The organism is Mariniphaga anaerophila (genome assembly GCF_900129025.1).
Classification (GTDB): domain Bacteria; phylum Bacteroidota; class Bacteroidia; order Bacteroidales; family Prolixibacteraceae; genus Mariniphaga; species Mariniphaga anaerophila.
Genome location: NZ_FQUM01000003.1, coordinates 611,594 through 634,829 on the forward strand (window position 1 = coordinate 611,594; position 23,236 = coordinate 634,829).

The 23,236-nt window shown below is 46.1% G+C and carries 9 protein-coding genes; 3 read left to right on the forward strand and 6 right to left on the reverse strand.

The features are described 5' to 3' along the window. Positions 1-4 precede the first annotated feature (4 nt). From BUB08_RS08525 to BUB08_RS08535, 3 genes are all read right to left on the reverse strand, one after another. Positions 5-1,366: a hypothetical protein gene (locus tag BUB08_RS08525; protein ID WP_073000751.1), complete on the reverse strand. Its 1,362-nt coding sequence runs from the start codon at positions 1,364-1,366 to the stop codon at positions 5-7. Continuing rightward, positions 1,348-2,709 (reverse strand): hypothetical protein, encoded by a 1,362-nt coding sequence (locus tag BUB08_RS08530; protein ID WP_073000753.1) that lies wholly within the window; start codon positions 2,707-2,709, stop codon positions 1,348-1,350. Before BUB08_RS08530 ends, BUB08_RS08525 begins: the two co-directional genes overlap by 19 nt. Before the next feature lie 462 nt (positions 2,710-3,171). Next, entirely contained in the window at positions 3,172-4,326 is a 1,155-nt protein-coding gene (locus BUB08_RS08535; RefSeq protein ID WP_073000755.1) for a hypothetical protein, read from the reverse strand. A gap of 146 nt (positions 4,327-4,472) precedes the next feature. Here BUB08_RS08535 and BUB08_RS08540 point away from each other — a divergent pair, with 146 nt between their 5' ends. Beyond that, on the forward strand, positions 4,473-4,718 hold the full coding sequence (locus BUB08_RS08540) for a hypothetical protein (RefSeq protein ID WP_139249651.1): 246 nt from the start codon (positions 4,473-4,475) through the stop codon (positions 4,716-4,718). 25 nt (positions 4,719-4,743) lie between these two features. On the opposite strand, the gene BUB08_RS08545 is transcribed toward BUB08_RS08540, so the two are convergent. The 3 genes from BUB08_RS08545 to BUB08_RS08555 form a co-directional block, all read right to left on the reverse strand. Further along, entirely contained in the window at positions 4,744-6,216 is a 1,473-nt protein-coding gene (locus tag BUB08_RS08545) for a hypothetical protein (RefSeq protein ID WP_073000759.1), read from the reverse strand. Beyond that, the gene (locus BUB08_RS08550; RefSeq protein WP_073000760.1) at positions 6,213-18,902 is read right to left on the reverse strand and encodes an HYR domain-containing protein; all 12,690 of its coding nucleotides are present in this window, start codon (positions 18,900-18,902) and stop codon (positions 6,213-6,215) included. Before BUB08_RS08550 ends, BUB08_RS08545 begins: the two co-directional genes overlap by 4 nt. Positions 18,903-19,415: 513 nt before the next feature. Beyond that, positions 19,416-20,360 carry a PorP/SprF family type IX secretion system membrane protein gene (locus tag BUB08_RS08555; RefSeq protein ID WP_073000762.1) on the reverse strand — a complete coding sequence of 315 codons (945 nt, stop codon included), beginning with the start codon at positions 20,358-20,360 and terminating at the stop codon, positions 19,416-19,418. Positions 20,361-20,691: 331 nt separating this feature from the next. On the opposite strand from BUB08_RS08555, the gene metK reads away from it, so the two are divergent. Together metK and BUB08_RS08565 are read left to right on the forward strand one after the other, a co-directional pair. After that, positions 20,692-21,948 (forward strand): methionine adenosyltransferase, encoded by a 1,257-nt coding sequence (metK, locus tag BUB08_RS08560; RefSeq protein WP_073000764.1) that lies wholly within the window; start codon positions 20,692-20,694, stop codon positions 21,946-21,948. A 148-nt stretch (positions 21,949-22,096) separates the two neighbouring features. Next, positions 22,097-23,194, forward strand: coding sequence for a universal stress protein (locus BUB08_RS08565; RefSeq protein WP_073000765.1), 1,098 nt, complete (start codon positions 22,097-22,099; stop codon positions 23,192-23,194). The last annotated feature ends 42 nt before the right edge of the window (positions 23,195-23,236 follow it).

The window sequence follows — 23,236 nt, forward strand, 5'->3', positions numbered from 1 at the left end:
TATATCACTTCCGTTCCAAGTTATCAGGCATTACTTTTTTCGCCTTTACTTTATCAGAGTTCGTGAGCTTAGCGTTCGTTTCTTCTTTCCCGACGTTGTCAGGTGTTGCACACGCTGACAAGTCTGAATCTGAAGCATCGGCTTTTAAACAAGCTGAAGAAACACAAGTTTCCAGCGGCTCCTTTTTTTGGATTCCAGAAATTACTTCTGAATTTTTCAACCTGTCAGCGTCGTCAGACCTGACAGCGTTGATGCTCGCTGAAACATGCGAAGACTTGTTCTTCTTGTTGACGTTGTCAGGTGTTGCACACGCTGACAAGTCTGAATCTGAAGCATCGGCTTTTAAACAAGCTGAAGAAACACAAGTTTCCAGCGGCTCCTTTTTTTGGATTCCAGAAATTACTTCTGAATTTTTCAACCTGTCAGCGTCGCCAGACCTGACAGCGTTTAAACCCGCTGAAACGTTCAAAGCCTTGTTCTTCTTGTTGACGTTGTCAGATGCTGCGCATGCTGACAAGTCTGTTCTGCCGGGAACTTCTATTTCGGTTGTATAATCGACTGCATTCAAATCCAGCCATTCTTCCATTTCTTCTACATCAATTTCTTGGGTGTGTTGATTTTCAAAATTATTTCGTTCATTAAACAGGCTCAATACAACTTCGCGTTTAAATTTTGTAGGTTTATTTGAAATACAAGTTAAATAGCTCGACCAGGGATACTCCAGCAGGTGGGTGCAGAATCCGTGATGAACAGGATTGTTATGAACATACAGGATGACCTTTTTCAAATACGCCTCATTACGTATCTGCTTCCGCTTAAACGGACGTTCGAATAAATTACCTGTCCCTTCAGTGATTTTATTGAAATAGCGGGTGTAAGCATTGAAAAGGTGTGAGAAATGACGATGTAACACCGGCTTTTTCATTTCCGCGTTATCAGAAATTTCGCATTCCGACATCTCAACCGTTTCCCACTTATGGGCTTCAAACCAGGCCTTATCTCTCTTTCCCACGCTCACGTCAGCCATATTTTTTTCAGCATTGCCGGAATCGCCAGACGCTGCCATATCTACGGAATCAACCTTCGGCCGATAAATATCCCGAACAAAAGTGTTCTGCTGCAACCCCGGATTGGCATACTTATAAACCACGTTCTCTTTTAGCCGAACGACCAAATGGAAATGATTTGGCATCAGCACCCAGGCAAAAGTCTCGGCCACCGGCGAAATATACTTGTCGTACAACGCCAGGAAATGCTCGTAATGAACCGGCTCCAAAAACAGATCTCTCCGGTTATTGCCACGATTATAGATGTGATAATATTTCCCGTTTATCAATCTCTCGTATTTCATTTCATTACCTTCCATTCCTTTAATTCATCACACAAAACTTCTGCCTTCCCTAACCTGTCAGCGTCGCCAGACCTGACAGCGTTGATGCTCGCTGAAACGTTCGAAGTCTTTCTGCTTCTCCCGACGTTGTCAGATGTTGCGCATGCTGACAAGTCTAAGCCTGAACCTGAACCAAGACTGTCGCCGTTCAAACAAATCGGATAAACTGAAATTTCCTGTTGTTTCATTTTTATATCGTCAAACAATGCATAGCACTTCCCTAACCTGTCAGCGTCGCCAGACCTGACAGCGTTTAAACCCGCTAAAACACGCGAAGACTTGTTGTTCGTCCCGACGTTGTCAGATGTTGCGCATGCTGACAAGTCTAAGCCTGAATTCAAATCAAACCTGTCGCCGTTCAAACAAATTGGATAAGCTGAAATTTCCTGTTGTTTCATTTTTATATCGTCAAACAATGCATAGCACTCCCCCAACCTGTCAGCGTCGTCAGACCTGACAGCGTTTAAACCCGCTGAAACATGCGAAGACTTGTTGTTCTTCCCGACGTTATCAGATGTTGCGCATGCTGACAAGTCTAAGCCTGAATTCAAATCAAACCTGTCGCCGTTCAAACAAATCGGATAAGCTGAAATTTCCTGCTGCTTCATTTTTATATCGTCAAACAATGCATAGCACTCCCCTAACCTGTCAGCGTCGCCAGACCTGACAGCGTTGATGCTCGCTGAAACGTTCGAAGTCTTTCTGCTTCTCCCGACGTTGTCAGATGATGCGCATGCTGACAAGTCTAAGCCTGAATTCAAATCAAACCTGTCGCCGTTCAAACAAATTGGATAAGCTGAAATTTCCTGTTGTTTCATTTTTATATTGTCAAACAATGCATAGCACTCCCCTAACCTGTCAGCGTCGCCAGACCTGACAGCGTTTAAACCCGCTGAAACATGCGAAGACTTGTTGTTCGTCCCGACGTTGTCAGATGTTGCGCATGCTGACAAGTCTTTATCCCATGCGGGGTTGTTGCCCCATGGCCGGGATGCTGCCAAAATTGTTTCGCGCGGAAGCAAAAACATCCTTCCCGGCGGCGTGCGTCCGCGTATTGGCATAGCGTTGCCATATTCTGACGGAGCCCGTTTTGTTGGTCTCGCGGGGCCATGCCTTGCCCTGTCGGGCGGATCGGTTCCGTCACGAATATGCAGCTTTGTACCGTCGCGAATGCGCAGAATCGTTCTGCTGCCGGGATGCAAAAATGCGTCGGCCCCGGTTGCAGGGAGACACCGTTTCCCCAGGGTGGGCATGCCTCTGGCATAAGGCCCGTTTCGTGTGGCGGGCGGCCCTTTTTTCGGAATATGTATTTCTATCATACTACCATTACTATTTTTTAAGGTATTTGATGAAACGCACCACAACCGCTATTTTGCTGCGGCAAAAATATCAATCGTTGTTTGCTTCATTTGCCAAATCCGTTAATAACTGCAAAACTCATGTTGTAAACGTCAGACTCAGGCCTCTTCCCCGCGCCCGGTTTCGGTGCCGGGAAACCCGTTCCCGTGCTGCGGAAACAGCGGTACAGAAGAAGTGCTTTGCATCTTTTCGTTTTCAACCTTTTACTGCTTTACATTTTTAAACACTGCTCGTTTCATTCCTTTTTGGTGGAGCGGGCAGGCGCCTTTGGTGGCGGGCATTTGTTGCTGCCGGCAAAAGCCAATTACAACCAATCCCCGTTTTCCTCCGGACTTCCCGCGCACCCCGCACCCCGGCTCCTTTCAAATTAGCGGACAACCGGGATGCGGCGCGGAATGAAAAAGCAAAATCAAACTCTAACCTTACGGTTTAGGTTCAAATGACATATCACCAACACCAACAGCTGTATTAGTTACAATTTCCGGTCTCGGAGTCAGATCATATGTAGCTTGATCTGTTTCGGTATTCGTACACGGAGAGTTTGTCCCTGGATCTAAATCTGCAAGATTACTATTTGCATATTCATTTCCTGTCGTTGCACCTGCATCATACATTACACCATCAACACCGAGAGTAAAGTAACGATTTGCATTTGCGTCATTTTCCGCTGTACCATGATCTAAATGAACTCTTACAATAATACACTCACCTGCATCCCCAACAGCTCCAGACGCATCCTGAGCATTAACTACAGCAGTTGCAGCATTCCAAGTCCCAGTAGCATTTGTTCCGTCATTTGCGATGGCTTGATCAGGATAAGCCCACTCAATATTAGATATATCTACAGTTGTTTCTGTTCCATTATCTACAATTGTAAATGTTGGCTGCCATGAATGAACAAAATTGGCTGCATTAACTGCAAAGAATATATAATTCTCACCATAATCCATATTCAAATTAGTACCATCGTATGATGCAATTTGAACTGGTGATACACATTCATTAGCATTACTTCCAGATGCTGGCAGGGTACCGTCAGGCATCAAACCTGCAATATCAAGTGTAAAAGAGAATGAAGGTTGAATACGATACACTTCAATATTATCCGAACAACCTGCTTCTCCCTCTACGTATGCAACCAACAAAATCTCAGTTGTTGCACTATTAAATGATTGCCAAGAAATATCAATCGTCGGTTGTGTATTTGTATCAGAATTATAAACGTTATCTTCTGCATCCAGCAAATATAGGCTTCCACCGCCATCTGCTTCAGCTGCGCCTACAGCTGTGGCAATAGAACCCCCAGTGATGATGTCAGCACCATTCGCCGTGGCATTGTAAACGAACCATCTGATATATCCAGTTGTAACAGTAGGATTTACAGTCACTCCGTACGTGTATGTTTTCCCTGGTATTGGATGAAGCGCATCATCATCGGCACAATCCAATGTCGTTGGAGTAACGCATTCTGTTGATGCAGCATCAATATAATTAATATCGCCCTGCCCATAAGATTTCATTCCGGCAAAAACTAATGCCAGAGTAAACATCGCTAAAATTAAAATTTGCTTTTTCATTTTGTTAAAATTTAGAGTCTCTTTCGAGACGTGTTAATGAATAAAAATTTGTTTCAAATTGTTACTAATTAAATTGTTAAAAAAAATATCAGATTGGGAACCGGGACAATTGAGAAGCAGTGAACCATCAGCTTTCAAAAGGCCGGATGGCAATACACCAATTGCTCATTTCCATTTTCCATCGTCAATCTGTTAAAGAACGCATTTCGTTATTTCTCGGGGTTTACGTTTCCCGGTGCGTCAGGCCGGAGTCGGTAACATTGCCGGTTATTTCAACTTCCGTTTTACCGGACGTTAACCAAACAACATTAGCCGGGTCGGCTCATCAGCCGGCAGCGATTTTAACCGTTCGGTGCCAGCTTTTTAAACACTGTCAGGCCTACCAGCGCTAACAGGTTTAGTGGTGTGGTTTTTACTTTAACTCACGGGCAAGCCTCCTTTCTCTTTATTCGTCCCTGGGCTTCGCTCCGGTAAAAAGGAGGCCAATTGGCTTTCCGGCAGAAGGACGGTTGGGTTAGTTACCGGCAGGCTGTGCACAGTGCGTGTAAAACCTGCTAAAATTGGCGATACCCAAGGGCTGCTAAAAAAAGATAAGATGATGGTGATGGTAGCAGCCCCGGGACAATCGCCGGAATAAAAGCGTCCCCGCGGCAAGAGGGGAACAGCTTTATATTTTATGCCGGCAGCTGTTGGCTGGTAACCAGCGGCCACCGGGTTTTGGTTGTCTGTTGAATATTTTTGTTCGGCAATGCCGAAAATTTCGGTGCATTGAGTACTTATTTCCGTCCGTTGAGTACCTGTTTCGGTGCATCGAGCATCCGTTTCCATGCATGAAGTTCCTGTTTCTGCACACCGAGACTCTATTTCCATATATCGAGCACATATTTCGGTGCATTGAGCTGTTATTTCCATGCATTGAGCCGATATTTCCATGCGTTGAGTTCCCATTTCGGTACAATGAGCCCCCGTTGCGTTACATTGCGTCTCCAATATGATGCAGTGACTCTCCCACCCGGTGCAGCGTAATTCCGCTGTGGTACAATGGCCCGTCGCCATGGTACACCGGGCAGCAGCCACGGTACTAGGCACAACAGCCGCCTTACGCACCGTTTTCGCATCCGTCCGGGCCATTTTTCCATATTCCGGCATCTGAAGTACCATTTTCACGTTTGGTTGCGTTGCGTAATTCTGTTTGATGTTGTTCCCAAACCTGACAGCGTCGGTAGACCTGTCAGCGTTAAAAGAATACCTTGCAAAACTTGAATCCAGTATCTGATGACACCCGCTTTTGTTGCCTGTGCTTTGTTCGACGTTGTCAGGTGCTACGCACGCTGACAAGTCTGAGCCGTATACAAAAACTGTTGCTTCGTTCCCAAACCTGACAGCGTCAAAAGACCTGTCAGCGTTAAAAGAATACCTTGCAAAACTTGAATCCGGTATCTGATGACACCCGCTTTTGTTGCCTGTGCTTTGTTCAACGTTGTCAGGTGCTACGCACGCAGACAAGTCGGAGCCGTATACAAAGACTGTTGCTTCGTTCCCAAACCTGACAGCGTCAAAAGACCTGTCAGCGTTAAAAGAATACCTTGCAAAACTTGAATCCGGTATCTGATGACACCCGCTTTTGTTGCCTGTGCTTTGTTCGACGTTGTCAGGTACTGCGTACGCTGACAAGTCTGAGCTGTAAACAAACCACTCACTCCACAAGGCATCCAATCCCCGGGTTCGTCTCAAACCAATCCTCTGTCCCCGGCGTTCCGCACTCTGCCCTCTGCCCCCGGCGCTCTGCTCTTGGCGCTCTGCACTCTGCACTCTGCCCTTGGCTCTCCGCTCTCGGCTCTCTGCCCTCTGCGCCTTGCCCTCTGCTCCTATGTATCTTAGTTCTTTCATGGTTGTCCGGTTATTTTAATGATTTCGGGACGCGGGGTAATTACAATATCGCGCACCAGCTCGTCTGACGTATTTCCATTGCAATCTTCCACCCAGTATGTAATTGTATGCGTTCTCTCAGTATAGTAAACTCCGTCGCCCCACAGATAAATGACATTTCCGTATTCTGAAGGCTGTCCGGTTCCGCTAATCGAAGGTTTCGATATTGTTGCCCCTTCGGTTAACGGGTCGGGCACAGCGGTAAAATCGATTCTCCACTGAATAACCATTGCGGGCGGGTCGCAGCAATTGTCTTGCAAATCCAGTATATCCAAAGATGTATCGCCGGCAGGGAAAGTCCTGTAATCGGGACTTGGAACTTTTTCCAGATTAGGATCCACGTGGTTAACAATGGGGTTAGGACTATTCGGATCGTAAACTGCCGAGTGCAACGGATCAACGCAGTTCTCGTACTGTGTTGCAGTAAAAGTTGGCGGAATTGTATCAATAACCAGGATGGTGTGGCTGCAGGTATCTGCACCAGACAGGTTCTCTGCCGTCCAGGTAATGGTTGTTAACCCGAGGTCAAAATCGACAACCCCTATCGGGTCGGGCAATGCCGCTCCGTTAGTTACCCCCGAGCCGGTGGTAACGCCTTCCATGGTCCATGTCCAGTCAAACGGCGGAGCGCCGCTAAGTACCGAAGGAACTCCGGGGTCGAGAGCGGCAGTACAGCCTGTGTCACCCAAATACAATGTATCGTTCGGCGGGCATTCGATATCGGGTTTCGATTCAACGGTAACGGTAAAAGAGCAGATGCTTTTATTTCCTGCTTCGTCCTCAAAAGTGTAGGTAACAGTGGTTACTCCCACATTAAAATCGTACACTTTTAAGGTATCGATACCGGTTGGCGCAGAGTTTCCTGCGGTGACACCCGTCAATTTCCATACCTGGTCCACAAGCGGACAGTCGTTGGTATACTCCGGTGCTTCCAGTTCCACATTGCTGGCATAGTCTTTTCCATAGTCAGCCCAAGCGGTTACATCTTCGGGACACTCAACAGAAGGAGGTTCGGGCTGGGTAACGGTTACCGGGATAGGGCCAACCGACGAACAGCCGTTTTCTGCAAAAACAGTAACATAATACACCTGCCCTGCCGACAAGCCTTCGGCGGTTGCCTCGGTGCTGCCGTTGCTCCACGAAAACGTGGGATTGTCGCCGCTAATTACGGTAACGGTAGCTGTTCCGTCGCTGCCGTCGTAGCAGGTAACAGGCGTGGTGGTAATTACATCGCTTACCTCAAGCGCCGGAGGATCTGTTAACGTAGCTGAAATGGTGTCCTGGCATCCGCTGGCATCGGTTACGGTAACCGAATAAGTTCCGGCAGACAGTCCTCCTGCGGTAGCCAGCGTTTGCCCGTCGCTCCATAAATAGGTATAAGGTGCTGTTCCGCCGCTTGCCACAACCGTAATGTAACCATCGGCGCCATTGGGGCACAACGGGTTCTCTAACGTATCAACAGCCAGATATACTTCAGGGTGAATAATAATATTCATGGTATCGGTAACGGCTTCGCAAATGCCGGCAGGATCGTCGGTGGCAAGCACCAGTGTTACAAGCCCGGCAGTAGTGTCAGCTGCACTCAGGGTATAAACAGCAAGATGATCGTTAACCGAAGAAAAAGTTCCTGTTCCGAGAGTTTCCCAGGTAACCGAGGAGGCTGCCCCGCCATACGAACCCGCCAGCTGCACATCCGGATCGGAAGCGCACACCTCCTGATCGGGGCCTGCATCAACCGTTGCCGCCGGGTTAACAATTATTTCGATGTTGTCGCTAACCGGGCCGCAACCATAATCATCTGTAAGAACAGCAACATACTCGCCGGAATGTGAGGCATCGGCGTTGGGGATAATAATGCTTTGCGTATTGGCAGTAAATCCGTTAGGCCCCGTCCAATTATACGTAAAAGGCTCTCTCCCATCGGTAATCTCCATTGTTAGCTTAATCGAATCTCCCTCGCATACCGGATTTGATTCTGCTACGATTTCGATTGTTGCCGGAGCCGGATCAAGCGTGCCAAAAGAAATATCATCAAGGCCAAAATCGTTGCCTCCGAGCGCAGGTTCAATGTTTACAATACGTATTTCAATGTCTCCGCTCAAACTCCCCGAATTCCACAGCGGCGTACTATAAAACCTCACCCAACCATTGTTCGACGGATTGCTTACTCCGGCAGGTGGGCTTATGGATGTACCCTGAGGACTCCCGTTTATATAAAATTGTAATTCCGCATCATTTCCCTTGTCATTCAAACTCATGGTCCAGGCAGAAAAATAATAGTTGGTATTGGGCTCTATCGTTACCGTTTGTGCCCAAATGGTTGTTGTCGAATTATTCTCTCCATTAACAATCATAAAGTTTCCCTGCCCGCTGGTATGGTCATGCCCCCAAAAGTCTGAATGATAATTCTGCCCATCGGTTCCAACACTGTAAGTTCCTTCTGAAAACAATTCCGAATTACTGTTCGGATCATCGGGCCAATAAGTATATCCGGAGGAGAAGCCGGTGTTCCCTGCTTCGAAATCGCCGTTCACAACCAATTCGTTAGCCGTATTGTAGGAGGCCCTTCCACTGCACCCAAAAGCATCGGTTACAGTTACAAAGAAATTCCCTGCTACATCTACATCAATATACTGTGTGGTTTCTCCTGTACTCCATTCGTAAGACGCAAAATTACCAACAGACAACCTGATCTTCGGAGGGACAATACAATAATCAGCGGCGATTGAAACATTCGGAGTTTCTCTTACCACAACAGTTATGGAGCTTGAACCGGGGCAGTTTGTGTCGGGGTCGGTATAGGTTGCTGTGTAGGTAGTTGTTACCCCCGGGAAAACATTGGCCGGGTTGGCTTCAGTTGAAGTCCACGACGAAGTATTGGCGGTCCATTCAACATCGGCCTGCGATTGTGGCTCCCCTGTAACGTTGACGTTATCGATGGCCCACCAGTAGTGAGCACTTTGCCACCAACCGGAATAAGTTCGGTATCTGAAGCGAATAAGCAGGTTCGCTATCCCCACAGGAAGGGAAATAGTTCTGTTCTCAAAGTTGGTAGAAGTTCCCCGCGAAACGGTGTAATTCTCCAAGGGTATCCAGTTCGTCCCGTTTGTCGAGTATTCAACAACAGCTTCTTCGTTAGTACTCCCTCTCCGGTAATAGTGCCAAAAACTCAGTGTTACCGAAGTATATCCTTCGGTATTGATAGATGTACTCGTTAAATATGATGTTGCATCGGTATCATAATGATTGGATAAATAGAACCGGCTGTTATCGTCAGAATGAAAAGTTGTTGTTTCCGCCCACCACCAGTCTGGTGTTGTATATGAATAGCCATCGTCTTGCAGCTGCCAGGTAGAGTTGCCGCTTGCCGCCCAGTTACCTGCCCCACTATTAAAATTGTCTGTTAAAAGAGTTGTCGGGAGATTTGATGTAATATCGGATGATGAAAACAGGTTGATACTCTCTCCCGGACAAATTTCTATCCTTGAAGCATTCACTGTTACATTCGGCGACGGGGTTACCGTTACTTTCACCTGAAATACTTCAGGGTTTGTACAATTATTGGAACTCAGAGTATAGTAATAAATTACGGTAATCGGGCTACTCGAATTATTAACAAGTACTTCGCTCGGGTTTCCGGTACCGGAAGCTGTGCTGTTCCCAAAACTATCGGCATTGCGAGTCCAGCTAAAAGTAGTACCGGCAATATTGCTGGTAGGAGTATAGCTAAATACCTGTCCGCTGCAAATTCCGGGTGGGTCGGTGCTGGTCAAAACCGGAGACTGCGTTACCGTAACTTTCACTTCCTGGGTATTTGAACACCCGTCTACGGTAAGCGTATAAACATAAGTTACTTCTATGGGGCTGGAGGTTTCATTCACCAATATTTCATCAATAACCCCCACTCCGCTTTCGGCAGGATTGCTAATTCCGGGAACCGCGTCGCGTGTCCAGACAAAATCTGTACCCGGGATGTTGCTTTCCGGTTCATAAAAAAACGGTTCGTTACTGCAAATTCCATCCGGATCTAGCGGGCTAGTAAGCTCTGGCAACGGATTTATTACTACCTGCACAGGCATAACTGCAACACATCCGGCAGCAGAGGTGCCTTTAATGTAATACGTTCCGCTTGCTGCCACAGCATCGGGATTGGGCAGCGGTGAGGTGGCAGCAGCATCAGTCCAGTAGGTGTAAGTCAGTCCGGCAGAAGAACCGGCAGTAACCGCAGCGTCAGTAAGGTCCACGGTGCCGGGTTCGCATATCACATCCGGATCGGTAATCACCAGTTCCGGTGTTGGATTTACCGTAACGGTTGCAACCGATGTTCCCGGGCTGGTACACCCGTTGGCTTCGGCTACAATTTGGTACACTACGGTTGCAACTTCTGTAGTGGTATTAATCAGTTGCTGGGCAATCAGGTTCCCTGTATCGTCAAAAGCCCCTGTTACACTTCCGGCCGGAGTAATGGAACTAACGGTAAACGAAAAAGTGGCTTCCGGAATACTGCTGGACAGGCTAATGTTGGTCGTTTCTCCCGAGCATATTTCATCGAATGGCGGAGTAATTTGCGGAATCGCCCGGGGAATGATTTCGAGTACGAAGGTTACCGGGGCTCCGGTACATTCATTGGCATGCGGCGTGATGGTTATTACTGCCGTTCCTGTTTGGGAAGCCCAGAACGAAGGTATCTCGGTTACCCCCGTTTGGTTCGGCACTCCCAGGGCAGCTCCGCCCGAGATATCAAAAACTACTCCCGACGGATACCCGGTTAACGGAATGGCATCAACAGTTTCCAAATGACAATACGATAACGTATCTCCCGGAGGTACGGCAATAACAGGCGGAAGGACAGTTACCGTGCGGGTTTGCGGATCAGAAAGATTTCCTCCGCAATCTTCTACCCAATAGGTAATTTCATGCGTAAGACTGGTGTGTGTTGCACTGTCGGAAGGGAACAAAATATTGGTGCCATAGTCTGAAATTTGCCCGGTATTGTACGTGCCGGAGCCCGCAGGGAGAGAAGAACCATCGTTAAAATCGATGCGCCAGCGAATGGTGTATTCATCAAAAGAACAGTTGGTCTGGCAGTTATCCGAAATAAGCAGTTCATCCAGATTCAGCAAAAGGCTCCCGACAGGAACAACAAACTCGGGGCATTCGGTCAGCGATGGCAATGATCCGATAACCGGGTCGATATTGTCATTCACAATCACCTCAACAGCACAGCTATCTATATTGCCGGATATATCGGTAATATACCAGTTAAAGGTGGTGGTGCCAATCGGGTAAACACCACTGGCATTATCGGGGGCAGTCCGGTACGGAGAGTTATTCCACACCGATTCTATTTCGTCGCAGGGGTCGTCAATTACCGGAGCTGAAAGCGTAACAGTTGCTTCGCAGGAACCAGGGTCTACATTTTGTACTACCGGCGATTCCGGACAGGTAAAAGTTCGTTCGGGAACTTCATTATGAATAATAGTAACGTCAAACTCGCAGGAATCTTTATTTCCGTCGGGATCAGCAACAATAAAGGTAACAGTAGTAACTCCCAGATTGAACACCTCCCCGCCAATAGAACCTTCTCCCTGGCCGGTAGTAGCGCCTTCCATTCTCCACGAAAGGGTAAGGGAATCGATTGGCCAGCAAGTGTCGGTGTACGACGGATCGTTAAAATTCACCAGTGTTTTGGAGCAGTTATCCGGCGCCGCAGTCTCTTCCAAATCAACACACTCATCAATATCTATAACAGGCGGGGTAACATCTACAATGGTTACAAAAAAGAAACACGAATCTTTCAGCCCGGCGGCATCAGTAGCAATATAAATTACCTCTGTTACCCCCACGGGGAAGTCGAGCCCGGTTACCGTACCCGAACCATTATCGGTTGTTTGGTCGGGGAAAAGCCGAATATATGTCAGTTCCGGAACCGAGCAATTATCGTCCATAACCGGGTCGGTAAGCGCAGCAAGTGTTTTGGAGCATTGGTTTAACGACGCTATTTCCTCCACGTCACCGGGACAGGTAATTGTTGGTCTCTGGGTATCAACAATCGAATAAGCTGCAGTTGTTTCAGCGGTGTTTCCACAATCGTCGGTTACGGTAAAAGTAATGGTAATCTGATTGTTTGCAGGGTCGCCACTCCAGGCCTGCATGGCACTGTTGTCTGACCAGGCCAAATCATCGTCGCAATTATCCGTTGCCGTTGCTCCTCCGTGGTTTGCCAGCCAGTCCTGATACCCGGGGTCATCATCCGGATTTGAGGATGAACACTCGGAATTACCGTCTGCGGCGGTTGTAACCCATGTAGGTGCAACGTCGTCGGCTACGGTAATGGTTGACTGGGCCGTATTTACATTCACACACTGGTCTTCCGCTGAAAACGTAACGGTTACCTGTTCTCCGCAAATCATGTCGATACCGCTAAAATCATGGGTTATATCGGCCGGAACAATATTCCCTGCAGGATCGGTATATTCGGCAGAAGCCTGTGCCAGCCAGTCCTGAATCTGCTGTGGCGCTGAAGGATCATTACATATAATTACCAACGGATCGGGGGGAGCCTGGACTGTAGGTCCGGTATAATCAAAAGTAATATCGAAATCGAATGTTTCCTGACTACAGGGAATCCCTTCCCGGACATCGGTAACCCTGACGGAATATGCTCCGGCACCTCCAACCGGAGGCTGAAACGAAGGACAATCTGCACACAACAATGTTCCTGTAGCACCGTATCCCGAGTACCAATCCAACACATAGGTATTTGATGCCGGAGAAACATCAGGAGTTATCAAAGGAAGGGCATCATCGTCACAAACCATATCCGGATTGATGTTCAGATCAATCTCAATATCATCATAAACATATACCAAAATGGTATCGCAATTTGTACCGGTGGCGCTACACACATAATTCGGAAAAGTTCCGCAAACTTCGTATTCAATTACCGGCGGTGCATTGCCATCAGCAACAAAAAACGGATTAAATGGGTCCGTAAGATCCAGATAGTGATCCCAGTCGCCCCTGTTCCCCGGAGAAATGCTGGTCCATTGCGGATCAGTAAAATCTCCGTCTGTGGTAATTTGACTTCCGCAATCAACACGTGTAACAATATCGTCAGAAGCAACAATTCCGGGAACAGAGTGAAAACTAATATCATTGGGATTATTTCCTTGTTTGCAGTATGTAAACAGATGAAATTCGCCGGAAGGCAAACAAATAATATCACCATCCATCAACGATACTTCTTCACAATCTACCCGCCAGTCTTTCACCTCGGGAGTTGCTCCACCTTCCATGGTAATCTGAACACCAACAGCATCAAAGTCAATTCTGACATTGTACGAAATACATCTCAGGTTTTTAGCTCCGGGTTGTGCCCACCAATCATCGTCTGCACAACATTTACCTGCACGGGTCACATTGTAGAATATCGTATCTCCATGAGGATCGCCCAGAAAATCGACCCACCCAAACTCGGTATTATTATCACAGGGAGAACAACCACATTCGTCGTCTACATTTATGGTTTGAACCACGTCAACAAAATTTCCACAAGGATCGGTAAACCGGTATGTACGCTCCACATAATCCGGACAATAACCCGGTTTATTTGCTAACCCATAGGAAATTTCATTATTAAAAAGCAAAGCAATTGTAGTTCCTCCACAATCATCCAGAGCAATTCCTCCATCAGCCTCAAATTCAGGCATTGTTGTATACGCGTCCGGAATATCACTGGGACACGATACTGTTAATGTAGGCATAGTAACTACCGGAGCAATTATATCTGTCACATTAATCGTTTGAGTTCCGGAGTTAAAATTTCCGCAGGCGTCCGTTGCAGTCCAGGTTCGGGTTATTGTATAACGGCTGTCACAAGTTCCGGGGGTAATATTGTCGGTATAGTCAATAACTATATTTCCAATAGCAGTACAATTGTCGGTAGCGGTAGCTTTTCCAAGGGTGAGATTGACATCCGGATCGTCGTTGTCGCTACAGGCAATAGTTATATTCGCCGGAACATTAATTACCGGTTTTGAATTATCTACTACTGTAATCGTCTGCTCCTGGCTGGAGCTGTTTCCGGCGGCATCGGTTACTGTCCACGTGCGGACAATGGTATAATTGCCTTCGCAAACTCCGGTTGGAATGCGGGCGCCATCAGAGTATAAAGTAGTAAGGCTTCCTGACGCAGTGCAATTATCACTAAGATTATACGGCTTGCTTAATGTCACATTTGGATCAAGATTCGGCGGATCGCAGGCGGCATTGGCGTTGACAGTTAAGTCATCAGGAACACTGAATGTAGGCGGAGTATTATCAACTACATTAACATCAAAAGAACAGGTTGAAGTGTTCCCCGAAGCATCAGTAGCAGTATAAATAACTGTTGTTGTGCCCACCGGGAATACATCGCCGGGACTATAATTGCCGGTAAAACTTACCAAAGCACAATTGTCGGTAGCTGTTGGCTCGGTCCAGCTAACAGCCTGACCACAATTTGCCGAATTGCCATCTTGGGTATTAAAAGTAATATCAGCAGGGCATCCGGAAATTACAGGGTCGGTTACATCGTCTATTGTGCCAACCGTTACACTAATTGTTTCTGTGCAACTGTTGGCGTCGGTGGCTGTAATTGTGTATGCCTGGGCTGAAAGACCGGTAAAATTGCCGGAAGTCGGTTGTGTTCCTGTTGCCGGACTTATAGAATAGCTAATTGTTCCGGCACCTCCATTTGCAGAGATAACAATCTCCCCGTCGTTTACGCCTGCACAGGTAACCTCTGAAACTGAAGGAGTATTAAAAGCAATCTCGTCGGGCTGAGTAATACTAAAACTGGCGTCCAACACAATTATGCAAGTAGCATGAGCAGCATCCCGGATTTGCACGTTGTACGTTCCCGCTGAAAGGCCGGCAAAACTATTTCCCGACTGCCAGGTGGTTCCGCCATTGTTTGAGTATTCATAAGTTCCATAACCTCCGGAAGCACCGGTTATGGAAATTGCTCCATCGCTGCCACCATTGCAGCTAACATCGGTTGAACCAATCGTGGCCGAAAGTATGGCCGGTTGGGATATTGCAAATGAAGCGTCCAGCACAATTATGCAAGCAGGATGAGCAGCATCCCGGATTTGTACGTTGTACGTTCCCGCTGAAAGGCCGGCAAAACTATTTCCCGACTGCCAGGTGGTTCCGCCATTGTTTGAGTATTCATAAGTTCCATAACCTCCGGAAGCGCCGGTTATGGTAATTGCTCCATCGCTGCCACCATTGCAGCTAACATCGGTTGAACCAATCGTGGCCGAAAGTATGGCCGGTTGAGTTATTTCAAACGAAGCGTCCAGCACAATTATGCAAGTAGTATGAGCACCATCCCGGATTTGTACGTTGTACGTTCCCGCTGAAAGGCCGGTAAAACTAGTTCCCGACTGCCAGGTGGTTCCGCCATCAATCGAGTACCCAAAAGTTCCGTAACCTCCGGCAGCACCAGTTACAGTAATTGAACCATCGTTGCCACCATTACAGCTAACATCGGTTGAACCAATTGTGGCCGAAAGCATGGCCGGTTGGGTTATAGCAAATGAGTTGGTTTCCTCACATCCCGCCTCATCAGAAACAGTTATTGAATAAGTTCCAGCGTCAAGTCCCGTGATATCTTCTATGGATGAACTAAATCCTCCGGGGCCACTCCAACTATAAGTTAAAGCTCCTGCCCCGCCGGAAACCGTCAAATCAATTTCACCGTTGCCGGATTCAAAACAGGTTAAATCCGTCAAGTCACCTGAAATGGTAATTCCGCCACATTCTGCTGCTCCAAATTCGCCAAATGTTGTAAGTCCGCTTACAGTAAAACTATTACTCCCGCTTGTAAATAAAGGGAATGTTGTATTGGACGAAATATCTGTATGATACATCTTCAATTGCCCGGATGTTGCTCCTCCTGCCAAATCTCCCGGCAAATAATTAAACGTTGCCGAGTAACTCGAAAAAGAAAACCCCGAACCGGTAATTTCCCAATACCTATTCAGCAACCTGGTCGGGCTAAGTCCGGCAGGAATTGTACCGGCAGAAGCAAAAGAGAAAACAGTAATATGGCCGGCAGAGGTAACTCCGTTTATGGTTATTACTACCGGTATGGAATTCCCGGAATCATCTGCCAGCGGCAGCGTGAGTGTATTGGTTCCGGTACTAACAGGAATCTGTATTGTATTGCCATTAAGCAACAATTGACTGCTTCCGTTCAGGGAAAGCTGTCCGGAAATAACCAGGTCGTCTTCCAAAACCAAATCGGCATTTCCGGCAGTAGTCACCGTATGCAACGGCACATCGCTGGAAACATTAAACGTAGAATTGGAAGGAGAAGAAGCATTTCCAAATTGAAAAGTCCCCCCATTTGTATTTTTTGTTCCGGTGCCGTCTGAAAGGCCTAAATCCAGTTCGGTAGAAGCACTGCTCGGAGTTTGAAAAACAATGGTTCCGCCAGTAAAAATGAAGGTTCCCGCGGGCGTTACATTTAACGACCCCACACTACTCAGCGATTGTCCTGCTGTGCTCAGCGTAACTGTTCCTCCGGTTACATGAATCCCCGATGAAACTCCCGGCGGATTCAGCGTTCCGCTTGCTGAGTTGTGTAACCTTCCGGCTATATTCACCGTTCCGCCAGAAACAACAAAAGCTCCGTCATATTGAGTATTAACACTATTTCCCGAAGTGGTGCCCAGATTTGCGGTGCCCGAGCTCACGCGAATCAGCCCGTTGTTGGTAATGGTAAAATTGCCCGTTGTGAGTGTACCACCCGTTACATCGAAACCGGCTTCCTCAGGAATAGTCAATCCACTGCTGTAATTGAGCGACAGGCTATTTCCGCTGCCAATAGTAATCAACCCTCCATTTAACGTAAGACTTCCGCCACTTCCGATGGTAACATTTCCGTTAATGTTCAGACGATTCGACAAACTTCCTTTGCTTACAATAACTTCTTCAAAGGTGGTGGTTCCAATAATTGTTGCACTATTTGCTCCGGCAAATTCCACAATGCCATTGGTTCCTCCATTGTAAGTTCCGTTGTTTGTCCAGTTGCCGTTTACCTGCAACGTAAATGCTCCGCCATGTTCCAGAATTCCGCCACTTTCAATTAGAATATCATCACAAAAGGCATTTGTATTTACTGTTACTGTTGCGCCACTTGCTATTGTCACGTTATCGCCAATTCCCGGAACAACTCCGCCAACCCATGTGGTCGGATCATTCCAGTTTCCGCCAGCAGAAGTAGAAATTATTTCCGCCATTGTCGATTTCAACGTCACTTCTTCCTGCTGGTCCGGCTGAGCAGTTTCTTCCTCTCCTTCCACGGTAATCACATGTTCGGCTGTAGCCAGGTTCCCGGCAGCATCAGCAACCTGGTAAATACGGGTGATGGTGTAGGGGCATGTTGCACTGCTTGCATTTTCTGAAAGCAACGTAAAGCTGGACTCATCCAGTTCGCAATTGTCGTAAACATTTCCTCCAACGGCAACCATTTGTTGCCAGCTCTGCCATGGCTCCGGAATGGGGTCTTCGCATTGAACAGTTACTCCGGCAGGAAGCAAAAGAACCGGCGGCACGGCATCTTTTACGGTGATGGTAAACGACCGCACGCCACTTCCGTTATCCATCGCATCGTAGGCAGTGTATTGTACTAAAGTGGTTCCTACGGGGAATTCATCGCCCGGGCGGGCTGTCGACTTTTTCAAAATCAAATGAGACGGCGTGCAATTGTCTGTTGCTGTGGGTTCAATCCAGTAAACCCTTGCAGAACAAGATCCGGGGGCAGTTTCAACGGTAATATCAGCGGGCATGCTTTCCAGGCGCGGCACCTGATTATCGGAAATGGTAACGGTGAAAGAGCAGGAATTTGTTGTGCCGTCAGCAGCCGTGGCAATGTATGTTACAATAGTGGCACCTTCAGAAAATGTATAATCATCAATTAAATTAATGCCCTGCAAAGGAGATGCGTCTGACGTGGCTCCACTCATTTCCCATGTGAGTAAAACAACTTCAGCTTCATCAAATCCGGGGTTTAATCCGCTTGCAATAAAAGCTGTACACTCATTAATGTCGGTATACGTAGAAATATCTTCGGGGCATTCCAGTTGCGGAGCTCTTCCCATTCCCGCGCTGCCACTGTACGAAAGGTTAAAAAACTCCGAATAATTGCTACTTAGCGAAGCAAACAACAACGAAGGGGCAGATTCATCCCGAAGATGGTGTTTTTGAAGCCGGGGGCCGGAATTTGTCAGAAGTTGATTAGCTGAGGTTAAGTTTAGCTTTTGACTTTCTGTGTTTTCAAGTGGGGCAAATTCGTTTGGAGGAGGTTTGATTCTTTGAATTCCCCTGATTTTATCAGAATCAAAATAAACGGGAGATTCAGGAAATCCGCGATAAGCATCATTCTGCCAGGCAGTTTCGACATACTGACAACAGGACAACTGAACCCAAAAATTTTGCAACCTTTTTTTTTCAGCACTGGGTGACAATAAAAAATAAGGTGCTACCGTTTCTTCTATCGGAGTGTGGGAGTGGGCATAAAACCCGACCGGAATTTCTTTAGGGTGAAAATAAAAAAGTTCCCGTGCTTCAGATTTTTGATCTAAAACAACAGTCATCAGGACAAGTACAAAGATAGCCGCCCTAACAAGAGTTATGTAACCCCTATTTTTTACCATCACCAATATTTCGAATGCCCAATTTTGCCGCAGGACATTTTCACTCACTAAGTTAAGGCATTTTTCACCAAATACCTCGATTTACTTTACCTATTTATTAAGATGTCAAGTGCCCATTTACCTATTAACTGTTAATAAATAATGAACCTGCGTTAAAAAAGCTATTTTGAGAAAAGGGAAATTGCATGATCCTTTTTTCCATCCACCTCTCACAAAAAAACTTTTCAGGGATAAAGTTATGGTTTAATACAGTCAGGGGCTCTATTTAAACTACTGATTCTAAAGTAACAAATACTGATTTTAAGACTCAGCCAATTACAACAACATTCAGTAAAACAACATGTTGAAAGTTGCACTTTTACAGAAGACAATCAAAAAAACCGAATAATTCAATGTTAAATAAAAGTCGTGTATTTAACATTCTTTGTCTGGAAACAAGCAGTACCCATCCGCTCAAAAATATTTCTCCCTAATGTAGCTACGGCCAAAAAAGTCCATATCAAAACCCAGGGTAACCTCGTACGTGCCATATTGATAGGGAAAAATCTCGTTGTAGGTAATATCCATGGCAAACCCCAAACGCAGGTTGTTATCCAATATTAATTGCGAAACAAAACTTATCGCATTCCCGGATCTGTTCATCAATCCCAGCCATAACTTTTCGCGTAACATAACATTAACTCCAATATCGTAATGCACCGGCAATCCCCGGTTGTAAGTCAGCATCGCAGTTGGTTTAACAATGAGGTAATTATATTGAATGAGCCGAAAAACGTACCCGCCCATCAGATAAACCGTTTGAATCTGCGCTTCAACATCAAAATTATTGATGTTTGCTTTGTAGTCGTTTTTAATCATTTTAGGAATGGAGAGCCCGATGTAATAAAACTCGTCGTACAAAAATCCTCCAATCCCGAAATTGGGCATAAACTTCAAGTCCACGTCGTCAGCAAATGCTTCGTCGTATTTGCCATCAGGATAAAGCTGATACTGAGTAAGCGGATTTTTATAATTAATAAACCCGAATTTTAGCCCCAGTCGTAATCGGGTTTGTGGGGTCAGCGCAATTTCATAGGCATAATCACCTAAAATGTTCAAGGTGTTTTGCCGTGCATATCTGTCGTTTGTTACATTCAGCCCCAACCCTACTTTTTCGTTTTTTGTAGGAGTGTGAAAAGAGAAAACCTGGGTGAGCGGTGAGCGGTTAATGCCCGCCCACTGTTTTCTTACCAAAGTTGAAAAACCGACTTTTTCCCACATGCCCGCATAAGCAGGATTTATGGGTTGCATATTGAACATATACTGGGTAAGAATAGGCTCCGCCTGCCCGTAGCTATTTACATAAAACGCGGGAATCAGCAGGGTTAATATAACAAATCGTCCAATCCGGTTTTTCATGTATTGCGGACAAATTTCCAACGGGCAAACTACAAATTTAACTCGACATAGACAATAAATGAATCATTTTATTGAAACACAGCGTCTGCATAACCACCTCGCATTCGACGAGTTTCACCTTCGCTAAATAAATTCAAAAAAGTCTTTTTCTGTTTTCGCAAAGAATATTACCTTTGTACCCGCTACGTGGAAAGATTTGAGATTGATTGCAACCACAGAAAAAAAATGCTAAAGCAATCGCTTTTTTTTCAACTATTTCAATCCGAAATATCCCGCAGCCAGTAAATTAATGTTGAACACGCTGATTAATTTCGGCTAAAATTTTGGGATTATGAGTTATTTATTCACAAGTGAATCGGTTTCAGAAGGCCATCCGGACAAAGTGTCTGACCAGATTTCTGACGCGCTTCTCGACGAGTTTCTGGCATTTGACGACAATTCGAAAGTAGCCATCGAAACACTGGTTACCACCGGACAGGTTGTTGTGGCCGGAGAGGTAAAATCTAAAACCTACGTTGATGTGCAGGAAGTTACCCGACGCGTAATCAACAACATCGGTTACACCAAAGGCGCTTACCGCTTCGAAGGAGATTCGTGTGGTGTTATGGTGGGCATTCACGAACAAAGTCCCGACATTAACCGGGGGGTGGACAAAGCCGATAAAGACGACCAGGGAGCCGGCGACCAGGGAATGATGTTTGGATATGCCTGCAAAGACACAGACAACTACATGCCGTTGCCGCTGGAATTGTCGCATGAAATTTTGAAAGAACTTGCCGTAATCAGGCGCGAAGGAAAAACAATGACCTACCTCCGTCCTGATTCAAAATCGCAGGTAACCATCGAATATTCCGACGACAATCTTCCGCAAAAAGTACACACCATTGTGGTTTCCACACAACACGACGAATTTGATGCCGATGAGCCGATGCTGGCAAAAATCAGGGAAGATGTAATCAACATCCTCATCCCGCGCGTTAAAGCCAAATTGCCTGAACGCGTGCAAAAACTTTTCGGCGACGACATCATTTATCACGTAAACCCCACCGGGAAATTTGTGATTGGCGGGCCACACGGAGACACCGGGCTTACCGGAAGAAAAATTATTGTTGACACTTACGGAGGAAGAGGTGCTCATGGCGGTGGTGCATTTTCAGGGAAAGACCCTTCTAAAGTGGATCGCTCGGCAGCTTATGCTGCAAGATACATCGCCAAGAACCTTGTGGCAGCAGGCGTAGCCGACGAAATTCTCGTTCAGTTGGCGTATGCAATCGGGGTGGCGCGTCCTGTTGGCGTATTTGTAAATACTTACGGCCGCAAAAACGTAAACTTTACCGATGGCGAAATTGCACAGAAAATTCAGGAGCTTTTCGATCTCCGTCCGGCAGCAATTGAAGAAAAATTAAAACTCCGGAATCCGATTTACCTGGAAACTGCAGCATACGGGCACATGGGACGTCAGCCCAAAACTGTTGTCAAAAAATTTGAATCGCCCTACGATCATTCTCCCTCAATAAAAGAGGTAGAATTGTTTACCTGGGAAAAACTTGATTCAGTAGAAAAAGTCAAAAAAGCTTTCGGAATTTAGTTCCGGGAGGAAGTGTTAATAATACGCTTTCCGGGGGTGTTTCAAAATTCGTTTTGATTCACCCCTTTTTTCTTTTCCTTTTTTGTAACCTCTTTTTTTGTTCAACGAATAAGTTAACAGGAACAACATTAATTAAAACCTCGAAATCATGGAAGAAAAACTGGTTACAATTATTGTATTGCCTTATTCCAAAGCACAAATTTTAAAAGTGCGGCTGGAAGAACATAATATTGAGTGCGATCTGGAAGACATTAACCTGATGGAAGACGCCGCAACTTCGGTAAAGGTAAAAATTCTCGACAAAGACATTCGGAATGCCATTCCGGTTCTGGATGAATTTCTGGGAAAAAAAGCCGAAAAAGAGAAAAAACCGAAAAAGTACGACGACCATGTTCTGGTGCCGGTGGATTTCTCGCCGGTTTCTTTTAAAACCTGCAAAATGGCGTTCAACATTGCCGCCCTTCTGAATGTAAAGCTGGTTTTTATTCATTGTTACATTAACCCGGTAATTCATTCCGTTCCATACGCCGATGTGTACGTTTACGACTCCACGTTGCTGGAACGAATGGATAACGTGGAAAAAAAGGCCAACGAGAACTTCAAAAAATTCATTAAAAAACTGTCTTCTACCATTGGCAAAGAAAAATGGAAAAGCGTTAAAACCGAATACATCATAAAACCGGGATATGCCGACGAAGATATTCTGGCTTATGCCCACGAAAACAATTCGAGGGTAATTGTTATGGGAACGGGAGGCGACTCCGGCCTGGTGATGGGAAGTGTTACCGCCGACGTAATTTACAACGCGCAGGTGCCGGTGCTGGTTATTCCGGAAGAGTCGCCCGAGAAAGAAATTCTTGACATCAAAAAAGTATTATACGCCACCAATTTTGATGAAAAAGACTTTTCTGCAATTGACAAACTGATTGGAATACTGCGTCCATTTGAAGTGCAGGTATTTTGTGTTCATGTTGAAAAAGAAAACAGTTCCGACTGGAACCATGCACGCCTCGAAGGCCTAAAAAATATTTTAAAGGGAAAATACGAGAAAAAAGATTTTAACTGCCGGCTGCTCGTTGGCGAAAATGTTTTGGAAACGCTCGACAAATTTATAAAGGAAGAAAACATCGATATTATATCGCTGACAACCCACAAGCGGAACATGATTTCGCGCCTATTTAATCCGAGCATTGCCCGTAAAATGGTTTTCCACAGCAATACACCGCTGTTGGTTTTTCACGCATAAAACAAAGGGAGAACATCTGTTTGTGACACAAAACACTGCTCC